Below are 13,301 nucleotides of genomic sequence, written 5' to 3'. Positions count from 1 at the left end.
AGAGTGCTATTTAATATGATATTATATGTACGCGTTGGTTAACGGTAAAATATATACTGGTAAAGAGTTGCTTACGGAGCATGCACTTATAATTTCTAATGATATTATTAAGGATATTTGTATTATTAGCAAATTACCTGGATATATAAACATATTTGATGTTTCAGATTTGATTTTATCGCCTGGATTTATAGATTTGCAAATTAATGGATGTGGTGGTGTACAATTTAGTGATAATTTGGATGCAGTTTCAGAATATACATTGTATAATATGATGAAAACTAATCAGCGTTTTGGTTGTATTAGTTTTTTGCCAACTTTAATTACTAGTAGCGAGATTGTGATGAATCATGCAATTGAAGTTGTGCGCGGTTTTATGTCAAGAAACAAAAATCAAATTTTGGGTTTACATTTAGAAGGTCCTTTTATAAATCCTATAAAAAAGGGGATACATGATGCTGTATTTATTCGTGTCCCTAATAAGAAGATGATTCACTATTTATGTGATAATAGTGATGTTGTAAAAAAAATTACTCTTGCTCCAGAAATGTTAGATATGGTTCTCATAAGAGAATTAAAGGACGCAGGAATTTGTGTTGCAATTGGACATTCTAACGCCACTTATGCCCAGGCGAAGTGTAGTTTTTCCTATGGTATTACTTTTGGTACTCATTTGTTTAATGCTATGCCATCAATTTTTCCTCGTGATCCTGGAATTGTTGGAGCAATTTTAGATACGTCTGATATATATTGTAGTATCATAGCGGATGGATTGCATGTGCATTGGGCTAATATACGATATGCAAAAGAAATTAAAAGAGACCATATAATTTTAGTAACTGATGCTATTGGTCCCGCAGGATCACGTAATGTAATAACTAAGTTTTATTTCTCTAATAAAATTATACACCATAGCAATGGTGTATGTATAGATAATGCAGGCGTATTAAGTGGATCAACTTTAATGATGATTCAGGCAATAAAAAATATGGTGCAATATGCCAATATACCATTGGATGAAGCGCTGCGTATGGCTACCTTATATCCTGCAAAGTCTATAGGTATAGATGGTTATTTGGGTAGCATCGAGATAAATAAAATTGCTAATTTAACTATTTTTGACGAAAATTATCGAATAAAGAAAATTGTTGTTAATGGAATGGTATTGGATGTATAATTTTTAATTATTCATATTTTCTGAAATAAAAGGTATTTTCTATACTTATTATTTAATTAATTTATATTAAAATTATTAATATTGTTATATTGAATAGTATTTAATATCAGTTGGGGTTGTGGTATTTTACTAAATTATTTATTCTAAGTTTAATTTATATATAAAAGTATTTAGAAAAAATAGTTTTATTATTAATATTAAAAATAAATTATGTAACTTCTTATTTTATAGAATAAAATTGATTATTATATTTGAATAGTATATGGTATTACATACTTTCAGAAGTATGATATTTATAACTAATATATATTTTTTCTTTAATTAAAGTTATAGATATTTATCTATAGATAAATATAAACGTCTGTGTTGTGTAGCTACGTAGCTCAGATTGGTTAGAGCGCAGCACTCATAATGCTGAGGTTACGGGTTCAAATCCCGTCGTAGCTATTTTTACACTATAAGACCATAACTCAAGAGAGTTATTATGTATATTTTATGATGTATATAAACTATACGGGAGTGGCGAAATTGGTAGACGCGTCAGGTTTAGAGTCTGATACTTTATAAAAGTATGCGAGTTCAAGTCTCGCCTTCCGTATTTTACGTATAAAATATATTCGTGTTATTAATGATAGTATCATAGATAGGTATGTATTGTTTTAGTTTGTAAGTAAATGTTTATTTATATATGGATATGATTTGGGGCATAGCCAAATGGTAAGGCAACGGGTTTTGATCCCGTGATTCCAGGTTCGAATCCTGGTGCCCCAGATTTTATATTTGATTATTAATTATATATCAATATAATTATACAAAGTATAAGGGTTTTGTGTATAAAAGATTCATATAAGGTAAGGATATATATAGATTTTATGAATGATACTGAAACAAAACAATTTAATTTTCAATTAGAAAATTGAAGTTTTATTTATTAAATTAATTTAAACATATTTTTAAACAAAAATTTTATATTTTATTTAATAAAAACTATTGTTAGTATAATGTTTATGAGTGTTGATTTCATAGCCCTAATGCATATTTCAGTATTTGTTTTTTTAAAAATTTAGAACGTTCCACTATCATAAATGCAATATTTCTAGCAATTTTTATAGGAAAATAATTATTATGAAAAATTAGATATAGCATATCTATGCTAGATTGCATGAGAAAGGTATCATATTTACGTGTATTTTGATAGTTGTGTAATATTTCTTCTATACTTGAATGTTCTTCAAAGACCCGGACGTTAGTTATTAATAATTTAGATAAACTGATTACATCACGTAGCCCAAGGTTTATTCCTTGTCCTGCTAAGGGATGTAAAGAGTGCGCTGAGTCACCCACTAATACTCCTCCCAGAGGAGTAGTATATTTATATGCTCTTTGACTAATTAATGGAACCACAGTAATGTTATATATTTTAACATAATTCCCTAGTTGTTCATGAAAGTTATATTTTATTATTTTTTCCAAAATTCTTCTGGGTAGTTTTTGCAAACTATAAATTTGTTCAGGGGTATTGTACCACATTAATGATCCCCACCCGTTATATAACGGTAAGAATCCTATAGGACCATAGGGACTGAAAATTTGCCAAATAGTTTCAGATTTTTTAAAGAATGTTTTAATAGTTATTAACATACAGCATTGTTGATATTTCCAACCCATAATTCCTATACCTAATTGTTTTCTGATTTGTGAATGTATTCCATCAGCTCCCACTAATATTTTGCTAATAATTATTTGTCTATTATCTAAAATGGATTTCCAAGCGTTGTTATTGTAACTTATAGAAACTAATGTTGATGGACAAAACAATTTTATTGTTTGAGATATTAAATTTTCCCACAGTGCTGATTGTAAACGAATGTTTTCAACAATATAACCCATGGTAGATATACCTGCATATGAAGCTTGAAAAGTTACTTTTGATGATTTCCATTCCCAAGTTTCTAATTGATTGTATGAAGTATAGAGTGCAGAAGAAATTTTTTCCCATATATTAAATGTTTTTAAAAATTTTGCTGAGGAATAATTAATAGCTGCAATGCGAGTTAATGGTTGTTTTTTAATTGGAGCAAGATGATGACGTTCTATTATGATTACTTTAATGCCCGATTTTGAAAGTTGTAAAGCTAATGATGCGCCGATTATACCGGCTCCAAATATTAATACATCGCAAAATAGTTTATTCATATGATATGAGCGTGGCGTAATTAAAAGGATTTTTATAGCTTTATTTATTAATAAAACTATATATTTATTTTGCAATATTATACATTATAGATAATATATCTATATTAATATATAACATATTGTTTGATTTAACTGAGAATGTATATTCTTGACGTATGGATTGATATACTTTAATCTCAGATGCTTTGAGATTACCTCATCATCTATAAATTAGTTTTATATATTAAGAATATATATATTTAATGTAAAATATACCCTATTTATTTTAGATAGTTATGGTAGCAATGAACATTAGTGTTCCGAATATAGTGGAAATGTTTTAAATATTTGGAGATATTACTTGGATTATGTAAAGAAAGAAATTAGATTAAATCCTATTAATAATAGGCGTTTAATGAGTTTATGCGGACCTTTTGATGATAATTTAAAACAGTTAGAGCATCAATTAGGCGTAGTAATTAATCGTTACGACAATGTATTTAAATTAATAGGAAAATTAATTGCTATTAATACTGCAGCTAATGTTTTATTAGCTTTATATTCAGACACAGAAGTTGAAGTTGGAGTAATTAATGATATTAGTCCAAAGAAAGTATATTTGACTGTTAAACAAATTCAAGGGTTAGAAAGATTATCAATAAAATCGACAGATTATGTTTATGATTCCTTAAAACAATTTATTATGAAAAGTAATATAGTGAAGCCCCGTACTCCTAATCAAGCGCAATATATTTCTAATATTTTTAGTTATGATATAACATTTGGAATAGGACCGGCTGGAACTGGTAAGACTTATTTAGCAATCGCTGCCGCGATAGATTTATTAGAACGTCGTAAAAGAAAATACATTGTTTTAACTCGTCCAGCTATTGAAGCAGGGGAAAAATTAGGTTTTTTACCAGGTGATTTAAATCAAAAATCTGATCCGTATATACGTCCATTATATGATGCTTTATTTAGTATACTTGGTCATGAAAAAGTAGAGCAGTTAGTACACAAGAATGTTATAGATGTAGCTCCGTTAGCTTATATGCGTGGTCGTACATTGAATGATTCCGTTGTTATTTTAGATGAAAGTCAAAATACGACTGTTACTCAAATGAAGATGTTTCTGACTCGTATTGGGTTTAATTCCACTGCGATTATTACAGGAGATATTACACAAGTTGATTTACCAAAAAATCAATTATCTGGGTTGATACATGCTATTCAAGTTTTATCTAAAATTAAAGATATTAGTTTTAATTTTTTTTCTAAAGAAGATTCAGTACGTCACGCAATAGTTACTCGTATAATAGATGCTTATGAGACTTGGTGTAAAAAGTAGAAGTTATTATTTGTTTATATATTTTATATAGTGATACATGTAATTTTATTTTTAATATTAAATAAATAAATAATTTAAAAAATTATGTAATTTATAATTTTAAATATAAAGGTATAAATTTATGTTTCATAACAAAATAATTTTAAATTTGCAATTAGTGTGCAAAAATTTATATGGATTGCCTTCTGAAGAACAATTTCTTTTTTGGGTAAATAATGTATTTGCCACATATAAAAAAAAATAGAATTGACTATTCGTGTGGTAGATATAGAGGAAATGTGTTATTTAAATTGGTATTACGCAGGAAAAGATTATCCAACTAACGTTTTATCATTTCCTTTTGCGCCTCCAATGAATGTTAAATCATCATTGCTTGGAGATATTGTAATTTGCCGTCAAGTTATAGAACATGAATCTAATCAGATAAACATCCCAAGATATAGTCGTGTGCATTGGGCTCATATAGTTATTCATGGTGCATTGCATTTATTGGGATATAATCATATTTACGATACAGATGCTTTGTTAATGCAAAAAATGGAAATCATTATTATTCAATTATGTGGATATAAAACATGTTGCTATACTACATATAAGTGATTAAATTTTTATAAAATATGTTACAATGATATTATGAATGCTAATGATTTGGAGGAAAATGTTAGTTGTATTCGTAAAAAAAATTTTTTTACGTTTATATTACACCACCTTTTTCATAGTAGCCCTAAAAATCGTAATGATTTATTAAGTTTAATACGTGATTTTGAGCAGAATTCTTTAATAGATTCAGATACTCGAGATATGTTAGAAGGAGTTATGGAAATTGTAGAACAAAAAGTTAGGGATATTATGGTGCCCAGAGCTCAAATAATTTATCTGAAAAATACACAATCTTGGGATGAACAATTAAAAATTATTATAGATTCTGCTCATTCTAGATTCCCGGTATTATATGGTAATCAGGATAGAATTAAAGGTGTTTTAATTGCTAAAGATTTATTACCATTTATTTTAGATAAATCACAATTGTACAATATTGATAATATTTTACGTCCAGCTTTAGTTGTTCCAGAAAACAAAGGCGTAGACAGAATGCTAAAGGAGTTTCGTATTCAGCGATGTCATATGGCAATTGTAATCGATGAGTTTGGAGGTATGTCTGGTTTAATTACTATAGAAGATATTTTAGAATTGATAGTAGGTGAAATTGAAGATGAATATGATATTAAAAATAATTGTGATATTCGTCAGATTAGCCAATATGCTTTTATTGTTAATGCTTTAACTCCTGTTGTAGATTTTAATAAAATGTTTAATACTACTTTTTATAATGAAGAAATAGATACTATTGGTGGGTTTGTTGTGCAAGCTTTTGGGCATTTACCCAAAAATGGAGAATCTATTAATATTTTAGGTTATATTTTTAAGGTAGTTCTTACAGATAGTCATCGTATCGTACAATTGCATGTAAAAATTCCTAAAAATTCATTGTATACGTCTGCAGAAGATATTTAATGCAACATTATATAAAATATTATGGTTTTTATTGTAGATACCAGAAATTTTTTTGGGCATTTATAATGTTATTTTCTGGATTATTTGCTATTTTAGCATTTTCTTCATATAATTTTTGGCCAGCTAGTATTATTTCTCTAACTATATTATTAATAAAAGTATTAGAATCGACATGGAAACAATCTGCATTTTATGCATTTTTTTGGGGAATTGGATTTTTTGGTAGCGGTTTGCAATGGATGTATATTAGTTTACATAGATTTAGTAATATTAGTAATTATATTGTAATAATTTTAATTATTTTTTTTCTGTTATATTTAGCATTATTTCCTATATTTTTTTCTATAGTTTTATCTGTTATACGTTCATATTTAAAAATTATGCCATTACGATATACAGTAAGTATTATCCCAGTGTTATGGTCTATTATTGAATATGTTCGAGAGTATATGTTTACAGGGTTTCCTTGGTTACAATTAGGATATAGTCAGATTGATGGGCCACTTAAGAGTATAGCGCCAATTTTTGGTGTGGAAGGAGTTACATTTGTTTTAGTTTTAATCAGTGGATTATTATCGGTATCAATAATACAAAGATCATTATTACCAGCTATGATTGCTGCAGGAATATTATTATGTTTATGGTGTTTAACATGTCTACATTGGTATTCTGTACAACCAAAACGTGCAGTGCATGTATCTTTAGTGCAAGGTAATATTGATCAGAAAATTAAATGGGATGTTAACTATGTTGAGCATATATTACGAACATATGTTCGACATACTTTGACTCTTTTAGGAACAACAAAAATTATTATTTGGCCAGAATCGGCAATTCCAGGTAATGAAAAGGATTATAGTTATATGTTAACTATCCTAGATAAAAAACTTAGTGCTTTTCAGACTAATTTAATTACTGGTATTATTGGAATAAACAATATTAAAAATATTTATTGTTATTATAATAGTATTATAGTTTTGGGAAATTTTCAGCCTTACAAATATCCGAGTATTAATAGATATGATAAGCATCATTTAGTGTTGTTTACAGAAACATATCCTTGTCAAAAAAGTTTTATTAAATTGTTGTTTAACATACTTGATATGCCGGTTTTTTTTATGCAAAAAGGTTCGTATATACAAAATCCTTTAATTACGTCACAGGTTAAGATAACTGCGGTTATTTGTTATGAAATAATTTGTGGGAAACAAATGCGTAATAATTTTAGTCCTGATACTGATTTTTTATTAACTGTTGCAAATAATGCATGGTTTGGGGATTCTACAGAGCCATGGCAATATCTGCAAATAGCTCGTATGCGTGCTTTAGAATTAGGTAGACCTTTGCTGTGTAGTACAAATAATGGGGTTACTGCAATTATTAATGCCGATGGTTCGGTGCAAGTTCGATTATTACAATTTATTTCTTCAGTACTTAATGCGACTGTGGCGCCTACTACTGGTTTAACACCGTACGCAAAGTTTGGATCAAAATTATTTTGGAGTGTTTCTTTATTTTTTATATGTGTTTTTTTATGTTTAAATTTTAAAATTATATATAAACGTAATTCTAATTTTTTTTTAGATTAAATATTATTTAATATACTGATGTTCATATATATTTTACATTGATGTATAACTAACAATAATCATATTATGCGTTTACTATATTAGTTAGTATTTGTATACTTAAAATACATTATTATAAGTATATTTATGTCTGTAATTAATTTAATTTATTAATTAATAATATTTAGAACTAAATTCTTATGAAGAAATTATACACGCCTAGTGAAATTGAAAGCGTTGTGCAACATCATTGGTATGAGAACAAAACGTTTTCAGTAACAGAATATAGTGATCAAGAAAAGTATTATTGTTTATCTATGATTCCATATCCTTCTGGAAATTTGCATATGGGTCATGTAAGGAATTACACAATTGGTGATGTAATTTCGCGTTATCAGCGTATGTTAGGGAAAAATGTACTTCAACCGATAGGTTGGGATGCATTTGGATTACCCGCAGAACACGCGGCTATGATAAATAAAATGGATCCAGAATCTTGGACATATTCTAATATTTGTTCTATGAAGCGTCAATTAAGATTATTAGGGTTTGCGTATGATTGGAATAGAGAGATTATTACTTGTCATCCTGAATATTACCGTTGGGAACAATGGTTATTTATTGTATTGTATGAAAGAGGTTTGATATATAAAAAATTAACATTTGTAAATTGGTGTCCATATCATTTAACAGTTTTAGCAAATGAGCAGGTTATTAATAATTGTTGTTGGCGTTGTCAAACTCGTGTTCAGTATAAAAAAATGTCTCAATGGTTTATAAAGATTACTATGTATGCTGATCAGTTATTACAAGGTTTAGATACATTAAAACATTGGCCTGAACAAGTTAAAGTTATGCAACGTAATTGGATTGGGCGTTCAGTTGGTATGAATGTTACTTTTAAAGTTTTAGATTGTGATGATGTATTATCAATATATATGACGCGATTAGATATTTTTATGGGAATTACTTACGTAGTAGTATCTATAGATCATCCTATCACTGCAAAAGCTGCTCAATTTAATATTGATGTAGTTAATTTTGTTAAAAGCAATGATATATCTTGTTCTGACATAGATAGTAAAGATTTTTCATATCGTGAACAACAGGGTGTGTTTACTAATATGTATGCAATACACCCGATAACTCATAATATATTACCAATTTGGATTGTTAATTTTTTTTCTTCTTCTTTTATAGAATTAGAAGGAAAAGAATCTGCAATTGCTGCTGTACCAGCGCATAATCAAAGAGATTTAGATTTTGCGCGTAAATATAATTTGCCAGTTAAACAAGTGATTAAGAATAATGATGGAACTCAAGATAATATTTGTGAAAAAGCAATGATTAGTGATGGAATTTTGTGTAATTCTAATGAATTTAATGGATTTCATTCAAATGTGGCTAATAATATGATTTCTAAAAAATTGATTAAATATGGTATCGCCAAATATTCAATAAAATATCGTTTGAAAGATTGGAATATTTCTAGGCAACGATATTGGGGTGTACCTATTCCTATGGTAACGCTGGAAGATGGATCAGTAAAACCAGTAGCTGTTGAAAATTTGCCGGTAACTTTACCTACAAAAACATTATTTACCAAAAATCAATTAAATAATTATATTAATAGTTCCTTAAAAGAATATACTGATTGGATATATACTAACTATAAAGGGCGTATTGCTATTCGTGATACTGATACTTTTGATACTTTTATGGAATCTTCTTGGTATTATGCGCGTTATTCTTGTCCTCATTATAATAAAGGTATGTTAAATTCATGTGCTGCTAATTATTGGTTGCCAGTGGATCAATATATAGGTGGAATAGAACATGCTGTGATGCATTTACTGTATTTTCGTTTTTATCATAAATTAATGCGAGATATAGGGTTATTATCATCGGATGAACCTGCAGTAAGTTTGATATGTCAAGGTATGGTTGTATCAGATGCATTTTATTATATTGCTGATGATAATCAGCGCATATGGGTTAATTCTACTGACGCAATAGTGAGTAGAGACAAAGCAGGGCGTATTGTGAAAGCTATAGATAAAGATGGACATAATCTTATTTATACTGGTACTTGTAAAATGTCAAAATCCAAAAATAATGGGGTTGATCCTAGTAAAATTATAAAAAAATATGGCGCTGATACAGTGCGATTTTTTATAATGTTTGCTGCTCCAATTACAGAAACTTTAGAATGGAATGAATCTGGTTTGATAGGTGCGCAACGTTTTCTTAAACGTGTTTGGAATTTAGTATATGAACATGTGCATAATAATGGTCCAATAGATAATTTATGCGATGATTTATCACTTAATTCTGCACAAAAATTTATTCGCTTTAGTATACATAAAACTATAGAAAAAGTCACTGATGATATAGATCGCAGGAAATCGTTTAATACAGCTTTAGCTGCTATTATGAAATTAGTGAATATATTAAACACTGCTGAGAAAGCAAGTGGTCCGGATAGAGCGATCCTACAGGAAGCATTATTAGTTGTGGTGCGTTTATTATATCCATTTACTCCGCATATTAGTTTTGTTTTATGGCAAGCCTTAGGCGGAAAACAAGATATTGATTGTGTATCGTGGCCATCTATAGATGCTTCTGCAATTCAAAATGATAGGACATTTATATCAGTACAGGTGGATGGAAAGATGCGACATAAAATTTATGTTCCTTGGAATAGTGATAAAAATTTTTTATATAAAATTTTGGAAGAAAAAGGTATTTTAGATACTATCTTAGTTACAAGAAAAATTATAAACATAGTGTATATCAAAAATAAAGCGATTAATATCGTTACACAATGAATCTTACATGTTATATATTAATAATATATATTTTGATTGCAAGTGTTATGGTAGAAGGATGTAGTTATAGGTTATATAAAAATACATCTAACAATTTATTGTATAATTCTTCAATTGATGGAATAGAAACTGTATTATTAAGTAGTTATGATCCATGCCATCCGATTGTTAGTGCTATTAAAACTGAATTATATAAGAAAAAAATAAATGTTTTTAATGATGTAAATAATGATTTTTTTCCTAGAAATTCATATATTTTTTACTTACATATTGTAAATGTTTTAGAGCGCTATATTACTACTTCTGTCTTTAAAAATGGGGAAGAAGCTGAATATCAATTAATGTTGGATGTAAAAATCAATATATTAATACCACCCAATAAAGATTGGGAGTGTATTAAAGTGCATTTATGTCGATCTTTAATAGGAGATCCTAGGAGTGCTTTGTCTAAAAGTGTTCAAAACAACAATATAATTACTGAAATGTATCAAGATGCAGCGAAAAAAATTATATATAAATTATTTTTTTATAAAAAATCTTTATGTATTTTAGAATAAATAATTCTTTCATATATAAAAGGAATAATTTTAGATTTAATATTTATTAAAAATAATATTATGATACCTTGGATATACCCCGAACAATTAGTTACAGAATTAAAGAAAGAACTTAAATCAATGTATTTATTGTTGGGTAATGATACTTATATATTACGTGATAGTTATTTAAATATTGTGGAGGCATCCAAGGTTTTAGGTTTTAGTAGACATATTATCGTTGAATTAAATATTTACTCATGTTGGAATGATATTATTAATTTGTTTAAAACTGCAGATTTGTTTGACAAGAAAAAGACATTGTCATTAATATTTTCACGTAATTATCCAATATCTGATTTTAAGAAAAATGCATCTTTGTTATTTTCCGTTATTCATGATGATATTATATTAATTTTATATATTAATGCATTAAATAAAATTGTTAGCAGTCATATTTCTTCTTTTTTACATTATTTGCCTGTACCAGGAAGATGTGTTAATTGTGATGCGTTGACAGATATAAGATTAATAACGTGGGTAAAAAATAAAGCTAAAACTTTACAGTTAATAGTTGAAGATTCAATATGTCAAATGTTATGTTACTATTATGAGGGTAATTTAGAGTTATTAAATCAAATGTTACAAAATTTGTCTTTAATTTATTCGAATAAGCATTTAGATTGTATGATTGTTAAGGAATTTTTAAGTGATTTATCATGTTTTAGCATAAATCATTGGATAGAATCAATTTTATTAGGGGATAAAAAACGTTCGGATCGTATCTTAAAAAGATTAAGTTTTATAGAAGGAAGTTTGGATAGATTATTTTTCAAGATTATATATGAAATATTAGTAATAGTTGACATAAAGAATTTTATGTTGAAAAAAGGGTCTTTGTTTGATATGCCTCAAAAATATAAAATTCATAAAAAATATCGTTATGCATTGTTATTTAAAGCTGCAAGACGATTAAATGTATCTCAATTATATGAAGTGGTAAGATTTTTAGCAGAAACTGAATTGCGATATAAAAAAGATTATATTTGTTTATCACAGTCAATTTTTGAAGAATTATCTAGTATGTTATGTTAGACACATTAGTATAGTGTAGCTTGTTTGTTTTAAATATTAGATATGATGTGTATCTAGTTTGGATATTTTAATTATAAAGATATTATAATAATAATTTGTATAGAAAATAAATAAATATTGTATCCTTAATACAAGGATCTTATCTAGTTTATAGAATATTTGATTGATCTAATTCATGAAATATTATTGCATGAAAATAAATATTAAATAATATAATGATAAAGCGGCATATAATAATTAAATTTATTTTTAAATATAAATTTAATTATTAATTAATGTATTGCGTGAAAGTAGTGCGCGAAGTATTTGAAATGAATTGTGCGTATTTCAATTAAAATAATAGATTATTTTATGTTAATTATTTTTGTATTTGAATAATTGCTTTTTATTAAATACTTGATTGATACTAAATGATAATATAAACAATGTAATAAGTATTATATTGGTATAGGCATTGATATTGATATTTATCATGACAAAGTTTTTAACAGGTTATAAATTTTGTCAAATTTTTTTTATTTTTAATAAGTATTAGATGTAGGTGTATGTTATTCGTAATATTAAATATTAAAACAATTTGCATGTTATTTATACAGTATTTACTGTGTCAGTATATAAATTATGTAGTAGTATTTTGCGTGTGTTATAAATGTATATTTAGGAATATATTATGCAATCTGATATTTTAAAGGATTTTTTAATTGATATGATGAGTATCATGCAAGGAAAAAATATTGTATTTTTTGATATGCATAATAAAAGTAGTATTACAGATATAATGATTATTTGCACTGGTACTTCGTCTCGTCATGTGATTTCAATATCACAAGGTATTTTACGTAAATCGCGTGGTATAGGTGTAAAACCTTATGGGACTGAAGGTATAGCAACAGGTGAATGGGTTTTGGTGGATTTAGGTGATGTAATAGTGCATATTATGCAAGAAGAGATTCGAAAAAAATATGAATTGGAGAAACTTTGGAGTTAGCGTAAAATCGTTTAAAATTTATGTTATAGGAGACAATATTTATGTATTGGTCATAAATTAATGAAGTAGTG

Annotated in this window: 9 protein-coding genes, 3 tRNA genes and 1 pseudogene; 12 read left to right on the top strand and 1 reads right to left on the bottom strand. The window is 27.4% G+C overall.

Translation table 11 applies throughout. The features are described from left to right. The first annotated feature begins 25 nt into the window (after window positions 1-25). The 4 genes from nagA to M9405_RS01495 all read left to right on the top strand — a co-directional run bounded on the left by nagA (window position 26) and on the right by M9405_RS01495 (window position 1,948). Window positions 26-1,177, top strand: a complete 1,152-nt coding sequence (nagA, locus tag M9405_RS01510; RefSeq protein WP_250223509.1) for an N-acetylglucosamine-6-phosphate deacetylase — start codon at window positions 26-28, stop codon at window positions 1,175-1,177. A 372-nt stretch (window positions 1,178-1,549) separates the two neighbouring features. Continuing rightward, window positions 1,550-1,624: transfer RNA gene (locus M9405_RS01505), tRNA-Met, on the top strand. A gap of 66 nt (window positions 1,625-1,690) precedes the next feature. Next, window positions 1,691-1,775 (top strand) — tRNA-Leu (locus M9405_RS01500). Between the two features lie 102 nt (window positions 1,776-1,877). After that, a tRNA-Gln gene (locus M9405_RS01495) sits at window positions 1,878-1,948 on the top strand. 249 nt (window positions 1,949-2,197) lie between these two features. On the opposite strand, the gene M9405_RS01490 is transcribed toward M9405_RS01495, so the two are convergent. Beyond that, complete coding sequence (locus M9405_RS01490) at window positions 2,198-3,373, bottom strand: FAD-dependent oxidoreductase (protein ID WP_250223508.1); 1,176 nt, start codon at window positions 3,371-3,373, stop codon at window positions 2,198-2,200. Window positions 3,374-3,713: 340 nt separating this feature from the next. Here M9405_RS01490 and M9405_RS01485 point away from each other — a divergent pair, with 340 nt between their 5' ends. The 8 genes and pseudogenes from M9405_RS01485 (at window position 3,714) to rsfS (ending at window position 13,230) form a co-directional block, all read left to right on the top strand. Further along, window positions 3,714-4,700: a PhoH family protein gene (locus M9405_RS01485; protein ID WP_250223507.1), complete on the top strand. Its 987-nt coding sequence runs from the start codon at window positions 3,714-3,716 to the stop codon at window positions 4,698-4,700. A 121-nt stretch (window positions 4,701-4,821) separates the two neighbouring features. Beyond that, window positions 4,822-5,300, top strand: a pseudogene (gene ybeY / locus M9405_RS01480) (rRNA maturation RNase YbeY). Between the two features lie 33 nt (window positions 5,301-5,333). After that, complete coding sequence (gene corC / locus M9405_RS01475; protein ID WP_250223506.1) at window positions 5,334-6,215, top strand: CNNM family magnesium/cobalt transport protein CorC; 882 nt, start codon at window positions 5,334-5,336, stop codon at window positions 6,213-6,215. A gap of 65 nt (window positions 6,216-6,280) precedes the next feature. Further along, window positions 6,281-7,804 (top strand): apolipoprotein N-acyltransferase, encoded by a 1,524-nt coding sequence (lnt, locus tag M9405_RS01470; RefSeq protein WP_250223505.1) that lies wholly within the window; start codon window positions 6,281-6,283, stop codon window positions 7,802-7,804. Window positions 7,805-7,983: 179 nt separating this feature from the next. Continuing rightward, on the top strand, window positions 7,984-10,611 hold the full coding sequence (gene leuS / locus M9405_RS01465; RefSeq protein WP_250223504.1) for a leucine--tRNA ligase: 2,628 nt from the start codon (window positions 7,984-7,986) through the stop codon (window positions 10,609-10,611). 32 nt (window positions 10,612-10,643) lie between these two features. After that, window positions 10,644-11,168, top strand: coding sequence for an LPS assembly lipoprotein LptE (gene lptE, locus M9405_RS01460; RefSeq protein WP_250223503.1), 525 nt, complete (start codon window positions 10,644-10,646; stop codon window positions 11,166-11,168). Between the two features lie 60 nt (window positions 11,169-11,228). Beyond that, the gene (gene holA, locus M9405_RS01455; RefSeq protein ID WP_250223502.1) at window positions 11,229-12,242 is read left to right on the top strand and encodes a DNA polymerase III subunit delta; all 1,014 of its coding nucleotides are present in this window, start codon (window positions 11,229-11,231) and stop codon (window positions 12,240-12,242) included. Between the two features lie 670 nt (window positions 12,243-12,912). Further along, entirely contained in the window at window positions 12,913-13,230 is a 318-nt protein-coding gene (gene rsfS / locus M9405_RS01450; RefSeq protein ID WP_250223501.1) for a ribosome silencing factor, read from the top strand. Window positions 13,231-13,301 lie beyond the last annotated feature (71 nt).

It is taken from the genome of Candidatus Blochmannia ocreatus (assembly GCF_023585745.1).
Taxonomy (GTDB): domain Bacteria; phylum Pseudomonadota; class Gammaproteobacteria; order Enterobacterales; family Enterobacteriaceae; genus Blochmanniella; species Blochmanniella ocreatus.
The sequence above is the reverse complement of the archived record's forward strand: the minus strand, read 5'-3'. Positions and strand labels throughout refer to the sequence as shown.

Bases quoted from the DNA above. Each gene is read 5' to 3' on its own strand.
- lnt (WP_250223505.1), top strand. From the start codon at position 6,281: ATGTTATTTTCTGGATTATTTGCTATTTTAGCATTTTCTTCATATAAT.
- rsfS (WP_250223501.1), top strand. From the start codon at position 12,913: ATGCAATCTGATATTTTAAAGGATTTTTTAATTGATATGATGAGTATC.
- holA (WP_250223502.1), top strand. From the start codon at position 11,229: ATGATACCTTGGATATACCCCGAACAATTAGTTACAGAATTAAAGAAA.
- leuS (WP_250223504.1), top strand. From the start codon at position 7,984: ATGAAGAAATTATACACGCCTAGTGAAATTGAAAGCGTTGTGCAACAT.
- nagA (WP_250223509.1), top strand. From the start codon at position 26: ATGTACGCGTTGGTTAACGGTAAAATATATACTGGTAAAGAGTTGCTT.
- M9405_RS01490 (WP_250223508.1), bottom strand. From the start codon at position 3,373: ATGAATAAACTATTTTGCGATGTATTAATATTTGGAGCCGGTATAATC.
- corC (WP_250223506.1), top strand. From the start codon at position 5,334: ATGAATGCTAATGATTTGGAGGAAAATGTTAGTTGTATTCGTAAAAAA.